This window comes from uncultured Gimesia sp. (assembly GCF_937910335.1).
Lineage (GTDB): Bacteria > Planctomycetota > Planctomycetia > Planctomycetales > Planctomycetaceae > Gimesia.
On record NZ_CALEMX010000590.1, the window covers coordinates 1 to 17,649 of the forward strand.

General features: G+C 44.1%; 20 protein-coding genes. 11 read left to right on the forward strand and 9 right to left on the reverse strand.

All coding sequences use genetic code 11. The features are described 5' to 3' along the window. Nucleotides 1-65: 65 nt before the first annotated feature. The 4 genes from Q0668_RS24020 (at nt 66) to Q0668_RS24035 (ending at nt 2,944) form a co-directional block, all read left to right on the forward strand. On the forward strand, nt 66-860 hold the full coding sequence (locus tag Q0668_RS24020; protein WP_298869087.1) for a DUF5131 family protein: 795 nt from the start codon (nt 66-68) through the stop codon (nt 858-860). A gap of 148 nt (nt 861-1,008) precedes the next feature. Then, nucleotides 1,009-1,269: a hypothetical protein gene (locus Q0668_RS24025; RefSeq protein WP_298869088.1), complete on the forward strand. Its 261-nt coding sequence runs from the start codon at nt 1,009-1,011 to the stop codon at nt 1,267-1,269. Nucleotides 1,270-1,289: 20 nt separating this feature from the next. Further along, complete coding sequence (locus Q0668_RS24030) at nt 1,290-1,847, forward strand: ParB N-terminal domain-containing protein (RefSeq protein WP_298869089.1); 558 nt, start codon at nt 1,290-1,292, stop codon at nt 1,845-1,847. Beyond that, nucleotides 1,826-2,944: an AAA family ATPase gene (locus tag Q0668_RS24035; protein WP_298869090.1), complete on the forward strand. Its 1,119-nt coding sequence runs from the start codon at nt 1,826-1,828 to the stop codon at nt 2,942-2,944. Before Q0668_RS24030 ends, Q0668_RS24035 begins: the two co-directional genes overlap by 22 nt. A gap of 27 nt (nt 2,945-2,971) precedes the next feature. Here Q0668_RS24035 and Q0668_RS24040 read toward each other — a convergent pair whose 3' ends face one another. Together Q0668_RS24040 and Q0668_RS24045 are read right to left on the reverse strand one after the other, a co-directional pair. Beyond that, nucleotides 2,972-3,682 carry a PIG-L family deacetylase gene (locus Q0668_RS24040; RefSeq protein ID WP_298869091.1) on the reverse strand — a complete coding sequence of 237 codons (711 nt, stop codon included), beginning with the start codon at nt 3,680-3,682 and terminating at the stop codon, nt 2,972-2,974. Nucleotides 3,683-3,724: 42 nt separating this feature from the next. Beyond that, nucleotides 3,725-4,573, reverse strand: a complete 849-nt coding sequence (locus tag Q0668_RS24045; RefSeq protein WP_298869092.1) for a glucosamine-6-phosphate isomerase — start codon at nt 4,571-4,573, stop codon at nt 3,725-3,727. A gap of 224 nt (nt 4,574-4,797) precedes the next feature. Here Q0668_RS24045 and Q0668_RS24050 point away from each other — a divergent pair, with 224 nt between their 5' ends. The 4 genes from Q0668_RS24050 to Q0668_RS24065 all read left to right on the forward strand — a co-directional run bounded on the left by Q0668_RS24050 (nt 4,798) and on the right by Q0668_RS24065 (nt 8,040). Continuing rightward, on the forward strand, nt 4,798-5,460 hold the full coding sequence (locus tag Q0668_RS24050) for a transaldolase family protein (protein WP_298869093.1): 663 nt from the start codon (nt 4,798-4,800) through the stop codon (nt 5,458-5,460). 65 nt (nt 5,461-5,525) lie between these two features. Beyond that, nucleotides 5,526-6,914, forward strand: coding sequence for a sulfatase-like hydrolase/transferase (locus tag Q0668_RS24055; protein WP_298869094.1), 1,389 nt, complete (start codon nt 5,526-5,528; stop codon nt 6,912-6,914). A 24-nt stretch (nt 6,915-6,938) separates the two neighbouring features. Next, a complete protein-coding gene (locus Q0668_RS24060; RefSeq protein WP_298869095.1) occupies nt 6,939-7,745 on the forward strand; it encodes a hypothetical protein in 807 nt (268 codons plus the stop codon). A gap of 22 nt (nt 7,746-7,767) precedes the next feature. Continuing rightward, entirely contained in the window at nt 7,768-8,040 is a 273-nt protein-coding gene (locus Q0668_RS24065) for a hypothetical protein (RefSeq protein WP_298869096.1), read from the forward strand. Nucleotides 8,041-8,060: 20 nt separating this feature from the next. On the opposite strand, the gene Q0668_RS24070 is transcribed toward Q0668_RS24065, so the two are convergent. The 3 genes from Q0668_RS24070 to Q0668_RS24080 form a co-directional block, all read right to left on the reverse strand. Beyond that, nucleotides 8,061-9,056 carry a hypothetical protein gene (locus tag Q0668_RS24070; protein ID WP_298869097.1) on the reverse strand — a complete coding sequence of 332 codons (996 nt, stop codon included), beginning with the start codon at nt 9,054-9,056 and terminating at the stop codon, nt 8,061-8,063. A gap of 232 nt (nt 9,057-9,288) precedes the next feature. Further along, entirely contained in the window at nt 9,289-10,530 is a 1,242-nt protein-coding gene (locus Q0668_RS24075) for a GspE/PulE family protein (RefSeq protein WP_298869098.1), read from the reverse strand. Nucleotides 10,531-10,608: 78 nt separating this feature from the next. Further along, nucleotides 10,609-11,259, reverse strand: a complete 651-nt coding sequence (locus tag Q0668_RS24080; RefSeq protein ID WP_298869099.1) for an STAS domain-containing protein — start codon at nt 11,257-11,259, stop codon at nt 10,609-10,611. A gap of 800 nt (nt 11,260-12,059) precedes the next feature. Here Q0668_RS24080 and Q0668_RS24085 point away from each other — a divergent pair. The 3 genes from Q0668_RS24085 (at nt 12,060) to Q0668_RS24095 (ending at nt 13,867) form a co-directional block, all read left to right on the forward strand. Then, nucleotides 12,060-12,764: a hypothetical protein gene (locus Q0668_RS24085; RefSeq protein WP_298869100.1), complete on the forward strand. Its 705-nt coding sequence runs from the start codon at nt 12,060-12,062 to the stop codon at nt 12,762-12,764. Nucleotides 12,765-12,849: 85 nt separating this feature from the next. Beyond that, the gene (locus Q0668_RS24090; RefSeq protein WP_298869101.1) at nt 12,850-13,722 is read left to right on the forward strand and encodes a hypothetical protein; all 873 of its coding nucleotides are present in this window, start codon (nt 12,850-12,852) and stop codon (nt 13,720-13,722) included. Further along, nucleotides 13,703-13,867, forward strand: a complete 165-nt coding sequence (locus Q0668_RS24095) for a hypothetical protein (protein WP_298869102.1) — start codon at nt 13,703-13,705, stop codon at nt 13,865-13,867. The genes Q0668_RS24090 and Q0668_RS24095 overlap by 20 nt, the downstream gene beginning before the upstream one ends. A 126-nt stretch (nt 13,868-13,993) precedes the next feature. On the opposite strand, the gene Q0668_RS24100 is transcribed toward Q0668_RS24095, so the two are convergent. The 4 genes from Q0668_RS24100 to Q0668_RS24115 all read right to left on the reverse strand — a co-directional run bounded on the left by Q0668_RS24100 (nt 13,994) and on the right by Q0668_RS24115 (nt 17,510). Beyond that, nucleotides 13,994-14,374, reverse strand: coding sequence for a rhodanese-like domain-containing protein (locus tag Q0668_RS24100; protein ID WP_298869103.1), 381 nt, complete (start codon nt 14,372-14,374; stop codon nt 13,994-13,996). A 129-nt stretch (nt 14,375-14,503) separates the two neighbouring features. Further along, on the reverse strand, nt 14,504-15,310 hold the full coding sequence (locus tag Q0668_RS24105; RefSeq protein ID WP_298869104.1) for an alpha/beta fold hydrolase: 807 nt from the start codon (nt 15,308-15,310) through the stop codon (nt 14,504-14,506). Between the two features lie 81 nt (nt 15,311-15,391). Beyond that, a complete protein-coding gene (locus tag Q0668_RS24110; RefSeq protein WP_298869105.1) occupies nt 15,392-15,955 on the reverse strand; it encodes a TlpA disulfide reductase family protein in 564 nt (187 codons plus the stop codon). 40 nt (nt 15,956-15,995) lie between these two features. Further along, complete coding sequence (locus tag Q0668_RS24115; protein ID WP_298869106.1) at nt 15,996-17,510, reverse strand: carboxypeptidase M32; 1,515 nt, start codon at nt 17,508-17,510, stop codon at nt 15,996-15,998. Nucleotides 17,511-17,649 lie beyond the last annotated feature (139 nt).

Sequence of the window (17,649 nt, forward strand, 5' to 3'; positions counted from 1 at the left end):
CGACATCTCGGTAATGAAAACCAGGGTCAGGGGAATATCCGGACAGACTGCTAGGGGAGCGAGTCATGGAAAAAACACTGATCGCTTGGACTGATGCAACATTCAACCCCTGGATGGGATGCACGAAAGTCAGTGAAGGGTGTCGAAATTGCTATGCGCTGACTTTGACAAAAAATCGCATGGGTCTTGATCTTTGGGGTAACGCGCCTCGACAGGTGACAAAGGCGCCTTGGGAAAATGTCAGGAAGTGGAATACGAAAGCTGTCAGCGAAGGAAATTTATGGAGAGTCTTTTGCGCTTCGCTTTGCGACATTTTTGAAGATCATCCTGTAGCAAATGAAACACGCCCAAAAGTATTTGAGCTGATGAAAAAAAATTCGTGGCTTCATTTTCAAGTGTTGACCAAACGGCCTGAGCGAATCGCTGACAACCTTCCCGACGACTGGGGAGACAGTGGTTACCCGAATGTGTGGCTCGGAACTTCCATTGAAGATATGCAAGTCGCGGAGCGTGCGGATCTACTGAGAAAGATTCCGGCTGTTCTAAGATTTATCAGCTATGAACCAGCACTCGGATCTCTCACAGATCTTGATCTCTCCGGGATTGACTGGGTGATTTACGGAGGTGAGTCTGGCCCCGGTCATCGACCAGAGGATAAGCAGTGGGCAAGAGATATGTGGAAAAAGTGTACTGAATCTGGAGCCGCATTCTTCCACAAGCAATCTGCCGGTCATCGTACTGAAATGGGAATCGAATTAGACGGAGATATCATTCGTCAGTTTCCAACTCCAAGAAAGTATGACTTTTCGGTCCCATTTCGAAGTTTGGGATCAGGAATGATAGTGAGTTCGCGAGTGTAAAAATCCCGCTGGGCTCATAACTCAGAGACCGCGGGTTCAGCTTGAGCACGCATGCCTGCATGCACCTCATGACAAACAGGAATTTCCATTTAAAATATGTAATGAATGTCGTTTGAGACCGATTTCCAATTTTGAAAAGGAATGTGACATGCCTCATTTTATTGTTTACCTTGCTCAAGAAAAATTTCAACGCCCTGTAAAACGTCTTGACCGGGAAGCGCAAACACATATCCTGGCAGCAAAAATGGTAGAAGCGGAGTATCCGGATCTTGTTGTGAGTTCAGTGCTTGTGAAACACGAACCTATTTCATCTTGTGCCCGCTGTGGTGCGCCCATCTTCAAAGGTGACTATCACAAAGACCAGATTCGCCAACGTTATGGTTCAAATCGCTGTCTGGATTGCCTGTAAAAATAATTTTGAGAATTGATATGAAATTCAAAGACCGCATCAAAAGCTTTCGACGTATTCAAGCCTCTCAGCTGAAACGCAATCTGAAGAACTGGCGAATTCATACAGAAACGCAGGAAACAGTATTGCGCGCGATTCTCAAAGAAGTGGGGTTCGCTTCTGCATGTCTGGTTCGAGATTGTAAGAATGGAACATTCGAAATCATTGATGGTCATTTACGGGCCGATATCGCTGAAGAGGAAAAAGTTCCCTGTCTGGTTTTGGATGTGACGAAATCTGAAGCAGAGAAAATTCTAGCGACATTTGATACTGTCACATCAATGGCAAATACGGATCAGGTTGCATTGGATACCCTGATGGCTTCGGTTTCTACAGATTCAAAGGATCTGCAGGAACTGCTCGATTCTCTGTCGAGTGTGAGTCCTGATATTCTGGAAAAGATCGAAGGCGAAGATGAATCGCATCTCCTGACGGATTCTTTCAGTGTACTGATTGATTGCAAAGATGAATTTGAGCAAATTGCACTTTTGAAGCGGTTAAAAAAAGAGGGATTCGTATGCCGATCGTGGATATCATAAGGGAATCTCAAGTCATCCGCAGTCCGCGTGTGATTCAACTGGAGGGCATGTTTGGCATTCCAGCCGAAAAGAAAAGCCGAGTTGCATGGTCGGCAAACCTGCCCCTGGAACAGTCTGCGTGGAACATTGGATTGATCGTCGGTCCATCCGGCTGTGGGAAGACGACTCTTGCCAGAGAACTATTCAAAAATGATTTAGTCGATGGTTTTGAATGGTTCCAGAAGAAAAGTATCATTGATGCTTTCCCCAGAGAAATGGGAATGAAAGAGATTGCTGCCCTGCTCTCTTCGGTCGGTTTCTCTTCACCTCCAGGCTGGTTAAAGCCTTATCATGTGCTATCGAACGGCGAACAGTTCCGAGTGACAATTGCCAGGGCTTTGGCCGAACCATCACACATAGTCGCCATCGATGAGTATTCTTCGGTAGTGGATCGGACCGTAGCGCAAATCAGTAGTTGTGCAATTGCAAAAACAGTTCGGAAAAGAAAACAGAAATTCATAGCCATCACTTGTCACTACGACATTATAAACTGGCTTGATCCCGATTGGATCTACCAACCCGCAACCAACGATTTTCAATGGAGGTGCGAAAGGCAATCACGACCCCCAATCTCTCTCGAAATTATTAACGTGCATCGAAGTGCGTGGGAATTATTTCGGAAACATCATTATTTAGATGCTTCGATTCATAAATCCGCAAACTGTTTTATGGCCTTAGTCCAGGGGCAACCTGCTGCTTTCACCGCGGTGATACATTTTCCGCACAAAACAGCCTCTTCCTTTAGAGAACATAGAACAGTCTGTCTACCGGACTTTCAAGGGGCAGGCATTGGTCATGCATTAAGCGAATATGTAGCCTCGCTCTATGCTTGCAAAAAAATATATACCAGTGTCACTGGCCATCCAGCCATGATTTACCATCGTGCAAAATCCAGACTTTGGAAATTGATTCGCAAACCTTCTTCTGCAAATCGCCAGGATGGATTCGATAAAGAGCGTAAACATCGAAAAGCATCCAGTCATGGAAGAATCACAGCCAGCTTTCGCTACATTGGTCCGAAAAGAAAGCAGGAAGCAAAGCGATTTGGCCTGATTTAAGTATCGATCAATGTACTTTGCTAAAATTTACCATGCTGCACAACGTTTCCAGGCAGTATGGCTTCGAAAGGCTTCCGCAGAAGAGACCCCCGATTGTGAGCCACGGGTTGCACATTGTTTCAGCATCAGATCCTGCAGGGGGGAGAAGCTGGTGTCTTTGCCACGTTGCAGTTGGCTTTGATGGCAATTGAGCATAGCAACCTTTGTATCGACATATTCGCTGATGTCGATATAAAAATGGGGTTCGAACTGCGTCATGTTAACGGTATCCAGCCACCAGAGAGCAGGCGGGATTTTCACGGCAGACGAATCTGTTTGATTACCAGCCGAGGCACTGAACCAGGTCGCTGCTTCGGTGATGACAGAGGCGGCACGATGGTCTGCATGATAGTCTGATGCAGAATGTGCCAATACGAGCGTCGGTGAAAACTGACGAATGATTTCCGTTAATAGGCGACGCTGCTCTAAACAGTCAAACAAAGCACCATCCGGGCTATTGCCAAAGAAGAGATCGGCACCGAGCACTTTTGCAGCCATTTGCATTTCCTGTTGCCGAACTTCAGCCAGATTATCAATTGGCGGCTCTGGCTGTCCTTTATCTCCCTGGCAGAGCACACAAATTCCAATGCCAGCTCCCTCTTGATGAGCACGTGCCAATGTACCCGCGCACAAGAGTTCTGCATCATCTGGATGGGCAACAACGGCCAGAATTCGTTCTTGTTCGAAATTTAATTTCATAGTTCTAAATAAAAGTCCTGTTGTGAATGGACTGAGGTTAAACTACCGCAGACGAATCTCGGGAGGTTCTGCAACATATTCAGCAACTGTCAAATGGAAATCTGGCGTTGTTCGTAAAAAGGAAGCCGGGCAGGCACTGGTTACAGGACCATGCAAAACCCTGCGAATCACAGAGCTTTGCCAGAGACGGTTGCAATAGAAATGTTGTTCCCTCGCTCCCAGAATTTCTTGCATACCAACAGTAACTGCCCGCCAGGGGATAATAGAAATTTCACCGCCAACGGTTACTGAATTGATGGTTCTGGTTTCGCGAGTTAAGTCAAGAATTCGAGTTGGTAACTGGGCGAAGTCTTCAGCAGACATACTTTGATCTGGGTCAGGAGGTTCATTGAAGGCAATATGACCATTGATCCCAATTCCCCCAAAACAGGCATCGACTCCTCCCCGTTGATCAATCAATTGCTGAATCGCTTCCACATCATTTGGATCAGGGCAGATTCGATTTTCGGGCAAAGGCGCCAATTCCGGATTCAATAAATCATAAAATTTTCGATTCATATATCCGCGAAAACTGAGGGGATGGGAAATGTCAACCCATTGATCATCGTCAGTCAGATACTCATCCATGTTAATCAACATGACATCTCTGATTGAGTATCGCCTCTCATTCAACATTTCAGCCAGGATGGGATATTGATCTACCGGGCCCACGGGAAGGATTAACGTGGCAGGATGACCTTTCGATTTTGCTGCTTCTATTACCTGTAGTATTGCTGTTGCCATATGTTGAGCAATTTCCGGCATATCTTTTACGATAGTGAGATTGACCGTTGTATCTTTGGCCAACATATCACGGCTGATATTTAGATAATCGGGGAATTGTGTGGTCATTGTGTAGAGTGTACTTTTACTTTGAGGAATGATTCCGCCTTGATACGTCTATTTCGTCATGAAAGCTTCTTAATATAACATAATACAAAATGCCAGCGTGGCATATTCAAAACGGATGAACTTATAATAAAGCCATCAAACCATGATAGGTCCTGGTGATCAAATCGCTTCAATATTGATAATTCGGTATTTAAACCATCTTATCCTGACTAAAGGAATTCACAATGAAATTGTTTCTGGATAGTGCCATCACAGATGAGATTAAACATGGCCTTGATTATTGGGACCTGGATGGGCTCACAACAAATCCCAAGCATATCAAAAATTCTGGCAAACCATTTCTGAAAGTGATTGAAGAGATTGCAGAGTTGTTTGCTGGTACGGAGAAACCCGTGAGTGTTGAGGTCGATCCCAATATTACAGATGCCGATCAGATCATCGAACAGGGGATCAAACTTTCCAAAATATCTCCCAACTTCGTAATTAAAGTGGGTGTCAGCGAGAATGGTTTCAAGGCGATTCGCGAACTGACGAAGCAGGGAATTCGAACGAATGCAACGCTCATATTTTCTGTCGCACAAGCGTGGCATGCAGCTCGTGCGGGTGCGTTTTTTATTAGCCCCTTTATTGGATGGAAAGAGACCTACGGCGATTCAACAACGACTTTTGTCATGGAAGTTGCTGAAATGCTGGAACGACATCAATACGATTCAGAAATCATCGCTGCGGCAATTCGCAATGGTCGGCAAATTGCAGATGTGGCCCTGGCGGGTGCGCATTGTGTCACCGCAGGACTCTCAGTATATCAGGAAAGTATGCAAAATCCTTATACAGTTCACGGGGAAAAAGTCTTTCAGGATGCCTGGGATGCAACACCAAAAAGTTAACAGCCACTGTTTGGTATAAATATCTTGCAACTCTTTTCTACGTTTCAATAACGTCAGGATTTCGTATGGTGATCGTTAAAAATAGAAGTGCTAGAATCATTCAGGATAGTTTTCTCTGGTGTTTTTCATGCCTCTTTCCCTGCTTGATTGTACTTTCCGATAATGAAGGATGGGCTTCGACTCGATCAGAAAAACCGAATGTCATCATCATCTTTACAGACGATCAAGGATCGGTAGACCTCAATTGCTATGGGGCAAAAGACTTGATAACGCCTCATATGGATTCCATTGCCAAAAGAGGAATTCGTTTCACGCAGTTTTACGCCGCTGCTCCGGTCTGCTCTCCCTCGCGTGCCGGCCTGTTGACAGGAAGAATTCCTCGACGCGCCGGCGTGCCCGGAAATGTATCTTCACATCATGGGAAAAGTGGAATGCCTGCCGAACAGGTTACGATTGCCGAAATGATGAAACAGTCAGGGTATCAGACTGGTCACGTCGGAAAATGGCACTTAGGTTATACACCCGAAACAATGCCAAACGGCCAAGGCTTCGATCAATCGTTTGGTCACATGGGGGGGTGTATCGATAACTATTCGCACTTCTTTTACTGGAATGGTCCGAATCGGCACGACCTCTGGAAAAACGGAAAAGAAATCTGGCATGATGGCGAATTCTTTCCGGATCTCATGGTGAAACAGTGTCAGAGTTACATCAAAGAATTTCAAGACAAACCATTTTTTCTTTATTGGGCAATCAACGTTCCGCATTACCCCTTACAGGGAACGGAGAAGTGGAGAAAGAAGTACTCACACCTCCCTGCACCACGGAGTAAGTATGCGGCCTTCGTTTCGACTATGGATGACTGTATAGGAGAAGTGTTAAAAACACTTGATGAACTCAAGCTTCGTGAAAATACAATCATCATTTTTCAATCGGACCACGGACACTCACAGGAAGAGAGAACGTTCGGCGGAGGTGGCAGTGCGGGACACTTTCGCGGTGCAAAATTTAGTCTGTTTGAAGGAGGGATTCGCGTGCCAGCTATGATTTCCTGGCCCGGGTCTATTCGAGAAGGTGAAGATCGACATCAATTAGCGACAGGTTGTGACTGGTTGCCAACGATTGCCGAATTAGCGGGTGTCCCACTTCCACAACATCAACTCGATGGAAAAAGTTTGAAAACCGTGATCGACTCCCCTCAAGCGCAAAGCCCTCACACTGACTTTTATTGGCAGATTGGGAAAAGCTGGGCGGTCCGTAAAGGGGATTGGAAATTACTGGGTAACCCTCGCGACACAAGTTTAAAAGGCCAGCTGACGAAAGAGGATCGTCTATTTCTGGTTGATCTGTCAAAAGATATAAGTGAAAAACAAAATCTTGCGGCCCGCTATCCGGAGAAGGTCGATCATCTCAAACAAATCTATGACCGGTATCAAAAATCGCTCTCAGAATAAAAAAATCGGAATAAGAAATTCAGTATGAACCAGCCAGATCATCAACAACATAGATTAAAATTGAAATCGTCAAGATGGACCATTTGGATTGTGGTTTTCCTGGTCTTATATTTTGTTCTGCAATCACAGCAAGAGCAAAAAATTCCCCCGAACCAACAGGCAGAACTGGTTCAAAAAGATAAGTCTATCTCGACTTCCGGGAAGCCGACGGGGGCAAAAGCACTTCCTGCATCGAACGAAACGATCCATCAAACACAAATCAAAAAAAATAAAGGCTCACTAAAGCCAGGCTTGAAGCAACAGGCCGACTCCGGTACTTCACAAAAGAAGACTCAGTCCGTAACAACATCTCCTGCAAAAGTAAAACGGACTCCAGCGAACTCAAATCGACCTCCACCCGCTGACTCTTCCAAATCAACGGCGAAGTCGAAACCGGAATTAGGGCAACTTCGGGAGTTAGGCGGCAAAGTCTGGGAATCTGTCGCTGGGTTAAGGTACGGTCCCGGGAGTCAGGAAAAACATCGGTTACTACATATCATGCGGCATGCCGAAGATCAGCCCAATAGGCCCGGGAAACATGGCGTATTTTTAGGAGACGGCGACAGAAAAAAAATTCTGGCATTGATTGATGAGGCCTATCTAAAAGCACTCAAAGGGGGCAGGAAAGTAGCAAAAAAACAGGAGGGAAATCGCGTTGTTTATACTGTGGATATGGGGCGACGTATTGGGTTTGTAGGTGGTAAGGTTGGAAACAAACAGGGGAAACCCGCTGCCTCAAAAATAAGATTGGTTCTGGAAGGAACCAATGTGATTACAGCATTTCCACTGTAAGGGAAGAACAGGATTTGAATTCATGTACTATATAGGGACGTGTCCTTTTTGTGAACAAGGGAATCTGGGAGTTCGTATTTGTAGCAAAATAGAGCACACAGTCATTCTTTGTGATGAGTGCGATGCACTTTGGCTATCACCGGAGATTACAGAAAAACCTGTTTTTCTCGAAGAACCGAATCTCCCCTGCCCTAATTGCCTGGGAAATTTGACGGACGCTCCGGCTCGCTGGTCTAGTCTGGGAGAAATTTTTATGAGAGGCTGGATCTCTGCGATCAAAGGAGAAACAGATTAACATCACAGGGAATGATTGAATTAGAATTCAATCTCCAATGTACGTTTCTCTTTGAGAATCTTGGATTCAATTTTGATCGTATCGCGTGTAGCCGGGACTGTTGAACCGGGAACTTTGACAATTAACTGAGCGGAACGCTTCTTAACAATTAAATAGCCCCCCTTCTTGACTGGATTGATGTCACCGACAGCATTCGAAGAAAATGTGGAGTTGGGCCATCGGACGTCCCAGGGGATTGCCTGACGGTGATTATCAGTCCCCAATACAATTCCTTTCAGATCAGAAGCACGATACCGCTTTGATTTATAAGTATAGGGAAGTTTGACCTGAATAAAGATCAGATAGTCCTCATTCAGATCTGGATCTTTAGGAACCGTCCAGGCTGTGAAACTCCCGGCAATGACCGCATTTCCCTTAGGTTTGAATTTAAATTCTCCTCCACCACTACCCTTACCATCACCATTTTCTTCCCCTTCCCCTTTTCCAAGCAGGGCTAGAATGTCTTCTTCAATCTCTTTGACTGTCGATTCATTTTCTCCAACCATCGTCTTGACGGGCTGCATGATATTAAATTCGGTTGTTTTTCCACCCATTTCTTCATCAATGCGAGTATCCAGCGGGCCATTCAGAACAATACTTTCTTCGTCATCCAGATTGAGCAGCGTTGAGATATCGTCGTTTCCTGGGAGGCCACCTACGATGACAATCGCCATGACTGTCAGTAGGGTGGAGTGAAAAAGAAATGAAATGACCCAGCCTGCAGCCGTAAAACTGGCCAGCCAAAGGACGACCTTCTCTTTGAAAGAATAAACAGGTTCTTCCTCTTCGTTATCTTGCGTCTCAGCCTGCGCGGAAAAGTTCCTATCTCTACTGGGAGTACTCAAAGATGAGTCCGTCACGATTTGAATAGCGGACTTGGTTTGATTCGACATAGAAATCGTCGCCGATTGGGAAGAACTGGCATCCGGCTTGAGAATGCAAGCACTATCAGACCGTTCTGTTTTATTCAAATTCATGAGGCACAAACCTATATCATGCTTGAGCAGGAAATGAGGATGGCCCGACAAGGTCTTTTCTGTATGACTAATTACGTGTAATTATATAACGGATCAACTAGAAATGGATTCTTTTTTTCGTAGAACCATAAGTTATACATCAAAACGGCAAACAAATCATGAAAATGACTCTTACTTCGAAAAAATGTACTTTTGGTAGCTCTCTTAAAAAAGATCCAATCTTAAGTCAAATCTAAACAAGAACTCGATGAAGCTCCTGAACGGTTGTAACCCCTTCAAGTACTTTTGCTTTACCCGATTCTTCCATTGTAGTCATTCCTAAATCAGATGCCATCTTCAATATTTCTGCTTGCGAATCGCCTCTGAGTATTGCTTCCCGTAGGTCCCCTTGGATTCCAAGCGTTTCATAAATGCCAGTTCGACCCAGATACCCCGTATGAAAACAGTGTTCGCAGCCAGTTCCTTTAGAAATTTTAGAATCGCTTAAATGGTCTGAATTGATTCCCAGATATTCACATGCCCCGGCATCGGGTTGATAAGGAGCGCGGCATTTTTCACAGACTCGTCTGATGAGACGCTGAGAAATAATGCCTTGTAAACTATCCGTAATGAACATCGAGGGAATACCAAATTCTCTGAATACATCAATTGCAGCAACGGCATCATTCGAGTGCAGGGTCGAAAGAACTCGGATTCCGGTCAGCCCTGCCCTCACGGCAATATGTGCCGTTTCTGAATCTCGAATTTCGCCAACCATAATGACATTGGGATCCTGTCTAAGAACACCTCTTAAAGCGGCAGCGAAACCAAAACCAATTTTAGGATCAATTTGTATTTGATTGGCTCCTTCAATCCGACGCTCAACAGGGTCTTCTATGGTCGCAAGGCTCATCTCTGGTTGGTTCAGATAATCCAGGCAACTATAAATGGTTGTACTTTTTCCAGACCCGACTGGTCCCACACTCAAGACCATTCCATAGGGGGCATGACAATAGCGGGTTATTTCTGCTGCCTGCGCTTCACTGAGTCCTAATTCACTGAATTCAGTAAAACGCTTATGGTCTGGCATTAACCTCAACACCAATCGCTCACCATGTATGGTAGGACCAGATCCGACACGAATATCACGTCGATTCTGCAACGTCTGATTATTAATATGACCATCCTGAGCAACTCGTCTTTCAGTAATGTCCATATCGGCTGCTAACTTAAGTCTGGAAATGACTGAAGCGGCTGCGTCCTTGGGAAGCTGGATGATGTCATGCAACATGCCGTCCACTCGCAGGCGAAGTCGAAGACCATCCTCCAATGGATCCAAATGGATATCCGTTGCCTGTAATTGAAAAGCCCGTTCCATCAATAAATCAACAAGTGGACCAGGGCCTACAACATCGACTAATTCTCTCAGCTCTGCCTGAAGTGCCTGCTGGCGACTTTCTTTATGGTTTTCACTTTCTGCTGGCTTGTCTGACATTTCATCAACTCTTTCTGTCCTAACAATTCGTTCTCAAGGTGAGTTTGTCTGAGTGGGAACAAGATTTTGCTCAATCCTTTAGATCAGTTTAAATAAACCAATTCCACCCAGGATGAGGCTGCAAATTAGAACCATCACTCCCATAATTCGCAAATTTTTTCTGCGATCTTTCAGGGCGGTTGCCCCAAGAAATAGACCTGCTACAGAGAACGCGATTGTGGCTGCCAATGTGACTTTAGGATCAACGGCTACATACTCACTCATATAAAGGATATAGCAAGCTATGGCAGATAAAACGGCCACAATTCCCAAAAGTATCGGCATGGAGAATACGCGCTGGCGTTCGATACGCTCTTTCTTCAAAGCCTGGCTTAAATGAGCAATCGCTTCTTCTTCAGTAGGAACGATGCACCATACTTTTTTGAGTCCGGAGATCTGCAGGACTTCTTCGACCATCTCACTGGTATTGAGTATGGCTGTTTTTCCACCTGCTTCATCAACCAGCTTCCAGACCTGAATGACAACAGCAACAAGTGAACTGCTGATATAGGTCAGCTTTGTTAAATCTATAATGACGGAGGGACTCGTATGATCTTTGAGTTCCAGAAGCAGAGAGTCACCCAGAGTTTCTAGTTCATTCCATGCAGATTCATTTAGTTCAGGAAGTAGCTGAATCTTGAGAAATTTATTGAACGAGGTAATATGATAAGGAACTTCTTGGGTAGTCATAAACCAATCTCCAACTTATCTCGGTACATTCAGAATCCGAGGGCCCCGTAATCACTCAATGTTCTATCATTGAATACTGGTTTGGTGTTTCTGTCTCATATCCGTGATGAATACGGAATTTAGTCCAAAATACCAATGCAGCTCGTTTTTACCTATCTCAATTCAAAACAAAGTACAGGATTTGGTAAGTATTTCCAGTGAAACAAGTTTGCATCATCATATGTTAACAAATCCCAGTGAGCGTCTTTATGAATGCAGGGTAACAAGGGTTCAATTGACCACTTTTTTGAGTAGATCAGGCATGTCTGAAACTGTGAAATGTGAACCGAACCTCAGAAATGCTTTGAAGATTAGTACTTAGTGTATGATGAAAAGTTGATGTTATGTCAAGTTTTCTGAAGGTAGCGATTGTATCTGCCAGCCAAGTTACAAAGGTCAAACAGTTAAATACCAACCAGTTAGATGAAATTCAGTTTGACTATGCTTTTTAAGCGTATTTATAATTAAGAAATGACCGATTTCACAAAATAGGTTGTTTTTGCGCACAGGTTATCTGTAGTATTTTATTAAGCATGTCAGCATGAATTGAAAGATCCAGGTGAGAGGGCTTATATTTACAGCCTTCAAAACAGGAATGGTGATCAATTTTGATTTATTCTCTAAGGATAATAAGTAGGGAAATCTACTTCTTATATTCTCAGCCTGGGATGAAGTGCATAGATATAAACTAAAAAATTACACATAATCAGTCAGAATAACAGAGTAGATTTGCGTCTCTTTCATGACTCAGGAATTCCATAATGACCCTTTTTAGTAAAATCCTGTTGGTGCTGGTACTTTTTGCTAGTATCGCTTTCATGGGATTTACCGCAGTCAGTTCAGTTGGCGGCCCCAACTGGTACAGAGAAAAAGATGCGATGACAGACTATTTGTTTGAGTATCAGCCAGGCGAAAATCCTATATGGGCTGTGAAGACGCGAAGAGCGGGTGAGCAGATTTCAACATCCCCCGTTTTAGCGAAAGTGATTGTTGCCGCACAAAAACATAAAATTAAACAACAAAACGAAAAGATCGAGCAAGCCACCAAGACAATTGCTCCCCTTGAGAAAGCAATCAAGAATTGGGAACAGATCAATCAGGTCGATAGCGAAGCCATGAACCTGATGGCAGAGGATTTGAAAGGAAAAATTTTGGCGCTGGATTCTGAAATTACTCAGCTTGCCAATGAAGGGATCAAGATCAGCCAACAAACTCTGGAAGTCAATCAGCAGGCAGCAGAACGAAGAGCAGATGTCTTTCGCCTGCAAGATCAAATTGAAGAAATTCGGAATGAAAAATACTTAACTCAGGAACAACAAAAAACGCTACGAGATTATATTGCCAGAATTGAAGGTAAAGTACAGCGCCTTCAAAGACAAAAAGAGTCACTGCAGAAAGCAACTGGCAACAACTACGAAGTGAACGTCTTAAACAATAGCTACGAAAAGAATGTCTCAAAAAAATAATTAATTTGATGTTATCAATGATAGATGATTTGAAATTTGATAACACAAAAACTTGTCATTTAATATAAGTATCAGGAGCGATTAGATGTCGTTTGTCGGCAAAGTACTGGTCGTCGTTCAGGTTGTGCTCAGCATTTGTTTCATGGGCTTTGCAGGGGCTGTGTATACAGCTCAAAGTAATTGGCGCGCAAAGAGTGTGCAATTTGAGGAAAATGCTAAGAACCTGCAAAAAAATATGACCGACCTGGAGTCTGAGTACGGTAATTTTAAAACCGAAACAACTCAGAAAATTAATGAATCACTTACCGCTGCACAAACAGCCAAAGCGGCCAATGATGCATTAAAGGCACAGAACAAATCGTATCAGAACCAATTGGAAACGGTACGTGCTGAGAGAGACACCTCAGTCGCACAAGCTGAAACGACTGGAGAAGAAGCAAACTTTCGGCGTCAAGAGTCCAGCCGACAACGGGTTGTGAATAAAACGCTACACGACACCGTCAATGGTTTAAGATCAAAAATCAAAAGTCTGGAAGACACTATTTTTACGCAGTCAATTCGTGAAAAAAATCTCGTCGCCAAACACAGCAAAGTTCTTAATGAGCTGAAATACCTGAATAAGATCGTTGCTAATCTGGGCGTAGATCCCAAAGACCCAGCCATTGCGGGAATGAAATCAGCACCACCTGCGGTCGAAGGTTTGATTCTCAATACGAAAAAAGATAAACAGAACGGAACAAAGTTCGTTGAAGTTTCATTGGGAAGTGATGACGGGCTCAGCAAAGGGCATCAATTATTCGTTTATCGCTTTGGCACAAAAGAAAATGGAAATCGTCCTAAATATCTGGGAAAAATTGAACTCGTTTATGTCGATCCTGATAAAGCTGTCGGGACTGTTATTGACGCCGCAAAGAATGGCGTGATTGAGAAAGGTGACCATGTCAACTCGAAGCTCTAAAACTAAAGGAAAAGCTTCTGCAGGAGAATCGGGAGGCCCCGATATTTATGTAGGACTGCTGTTCGTTTCATTAACGGCCCTGGCTATAGGAATTGCGTTCCTTGTAATGGAATTAAACGCCTATAACTTTGAATTGGGTGGTTAGCTGTTCCCACGCTTTCATTTTGATAGCACTGCATTTCTTCCATGGCAGTGCTGTTTTTACAGGTACACATGATTCAGAAACGCTTCGTTTCTACTCTGTATCTGACCTCTCATATCAGACAGGCAATTAATCAGGCGTCTCAATTTCATAACCGGCGGCTTTCCAGCCGCTGAACCCGCCATCCATTGAGATGACTTGTGTATAACCCATTTTTTGCAGATTGTCAGCTGCCAGAGCGGAGCGAAAGCCACCGCCACAATAGAGAATTAACAAGGCAGTGGAATCCGGAATCTTTGCTTCCACATCTCGCTCTATAATTCCCTTGCCAAGATGCAAGGCACCGGGAATTCTACCAACATGAAATTCATGGTCCTCCCTCACATCAATCAGGTGAAATTCCTCTCCCTGTTCTCTACGTTTTTTTACATCGTGAACCGTGCATTCAAGGACGCGTGATTTTGCATCATCAACAATGTCCAGAAATAGTTTGGAATGATTCTTGGCCATAATGGTCCTTTATTGTAACAAGGGTCTTGCATTCACTGGAAAACAGGAGCGAAGAAATACGACACAAAAAAAGTGTAGCAATTCTACAAACCCCTCTGAGATGAGTTGGTTCGCTTCATAACTCATATTCTAGCAGGCAGCCAAAAATGCTTCTATTGCCTGATTGACAAAAATGGGTGCTTCCATGGGTGACATATGGCCTGCACCCGGCACTTCACAATATTCTGCATGCGGTAAGGAAGAACACATCAACTTCATGACATCGGGAGGTGTTAATCGATCTTCGCTTCCGACGACCAACATAGTGGGGATTCGAATATCGGTTAATTTGTCAATGAAATTTTTGCGTTCAGCCATACCGCGCTGGCTGGCAGCAATTCCTTCACGATCCGTTGATTCGATCATACTCATCAAACTCTTGGTAATTGTGGGTGAATCGTGTTCAGAAACCTCGCTTATAAGATTAGGAATCATAGACGATGAAATGGACTCCGGGCCGTGTTTCAAGACAAGGTCAACCATTTTTAAGCGTGTAGCAATGCCTTCGTTTGAATCTGAGTCAGATCGCGTATCGCAAAGAATGAATGCCCGCAGTCGTTCTGGAAAATGAGACCAAAATTCCCAGGCAATATATCCCCCCATCGAGAGACCACAAAATATGACGGGCTCTACGATCTTCAATGAATCTAAGAGCGCATTCAGATCATCCGCATGTTGCTTCATGCTAACCGTTCCAGGTGTGATTTCAGAAGTGCCAAAACCGCGTAAATCCGGAGCGATTACGGTAAAATGATTCTGGAACCAATCAATCTGCGCCTGCCACATTTGGTGGTTTAATGGAAATCCATGTACAAAGAGCAGGGGAGGCCCCGAACCACTCACGCACACGTTCATTTTGATGCCATTGACACTTTGATGCATCAACCGTTGACCCATAAGAAGTCCCTTACATCCTGAATTCAATCCGCCCAGCTCAATAGCTGATAAATGTCTGGCTGACTAATGACTAAAAGTTCGTTATGGAATCTGACTCAAAGCACGGTTGATTCCTTGTTCTAAGGATTCCTTAGGTTCAGAATCGACATTCCATACAACTTTTCCATCAATGCCAATGACCCAGACTTGAGGGATGGTGTCTGCTTGAAATGCCATAAGTGAATCAAAGGCGCCATAACCATTCGGCCAGGTAATACCCGTTTCTTTTAACCACTGTCGAATTTCGGGAAGTAACTCCTCGTCGTCTGTCGTCAATCCAATAAAGACAACTTTCTGGTCTTTGAATTTTTGGTATGTCTCAACCATGTGTGGTGCCTGCAAACGACAAGGGCCGCACCAGGTTGCCCAGGCATCGACAACTATGACTTTTCCCTGCAACTCATTATTCTCAGTAGGATTTCCATTCACCCAGCCTGCAGCCCGAATGGGTGGAGCGATATCTCCTACCTTCAGTTGTGCACGGTTTCCGTTTGACAGAGAAGGACCAATCGTACTCAGGCTAATCCATGCAGAAAATATAATTGCTCCAGCAATGACGAGAACAAGAGCCAGCAGAAAATCTTTTTTAACACTTTTATTGACCATGATGGCTCATTCTGCAAAGAGAATTATTTCAAAAGAATCGCTATAAATTGTAGAGCTCACTATATTTGTTTTGTAACTGTGCAATCAAGGGTTCGTGGGAGAGAGATTCTCCTGCTACGACTTCAACCAGACGATTTGCACGATACAACTTACCTCGGCTATGAATATTTTTATTTAACCATTCTTTCAATGGAACAAAATCGCCACTTGAGATCAGTTTGTTGATATCGCCTAATTCTTTTTCTGCGGCATTGAAAAATTGAGCGGCATACATATTTCCGAGAGCGTATGTGGGGAAATAACCAATCAATCCCGCGCTCCAATGCACATCCTGCAGACAACCATTGGCAGAAGTATCAGGTTTGATTCCAAAATATTCTACGAACTTCTCATTCCAGGCGGCTTCCAGATCAACCGGTTTCAAATCTCCTGAAATTAATGATTTTTCTAACTCAAAACGTAACATGATATGCAGGTTATAAGTCACTTCATCTGCTTCTACACGAATGAAGGAAGGCCGGACATCATTGATCGCCCGATAAAAGTCTTCTTGAGCAACATTTCCTAATGCTTCCGGGAACAGAGACTGTGCAGGTTGAAAAAAATAATCCCAGAACGCACGACTTCGTCCCACTAGGTTCTCCCACATTCTTGACTGCGACTCATGAATTCCCAGTGATGTGGAATGGCCTGAAGGAGTACCAAAATGCTCTTTTGGAAGTCCTTGCTCATAAATCCCATGTCCGGCTTCATGCAGCGTACCAAAGAAAGCACCGGGAAAATGGTGTTCGTCATACCGGGTCGTTAATCGACAATCTCCCGGTCCAAATCCACTACAGAAAGGATGCGCTGCAATATCCAACCGACCAGCGTCAAAATTGAAACCAATTGCCTTTGCAGCCGAAATGCTGAACTCACGTTGTTTCTCGACAGGATACATTCTTGTAAGAATAGAAATATCAGGAGTGACTGCCGAATTGTTGATGGCAGAAACCAAAGAGACAAGCTCATCTCTCAAAGGGAGAAATGCCTGTTCGATCATTTCAGAAGTAGCCCCTGGTTCATATTCATCGAGTAATGCATCATAGGCACTCGTTCCCTGATAACCTATGGCAGAAGCCTCTTCGCGTTTGAGGTCGATCATTTGTTCTAACCAGGGCAAGAAATCATTAAACTGATTTGCTTTTCTTGCTTGTACCCACGCATGGTGCGAAAGCGTGGCGACTCTTGAGAGTTCTTCTACGAGCCGACGAGGAAGCTTGGTAGCACGATCAAATTCATGACGGGCTTCTCGAAGATTAGCTTGCTCGAATGAGTCTTCGATAAAATCAGCGTTTGTCTCCAGCTCGAGTAGAAGGTTTCCAATTTCAGGATTGGTAGCTTGTTCGTGAACCATCCCTGCCAGCAATGCAAGTTGATTGGCGCGATGTTCGGACCCTAACGCAGGAAGATATGTTTGCTCATCCCATTCCAGTACCGCTGAACAGGATGCGAGTAAAGCAGTTCTTTTGAGCCGCGTCATTAATTCTTCATATGCTTTCATGGAAGCATTCATCGATCGTTCTTTCTTCACTAAAGAGACTTATTAACACAGCTTGATATTCACGGGAATGATTTTGTCGTTGGGAAGTGGTTCTTTGGGACAACGGGCAGCAGACGATTTCTAGACAATCGAATCAATCAATTCAATGTCT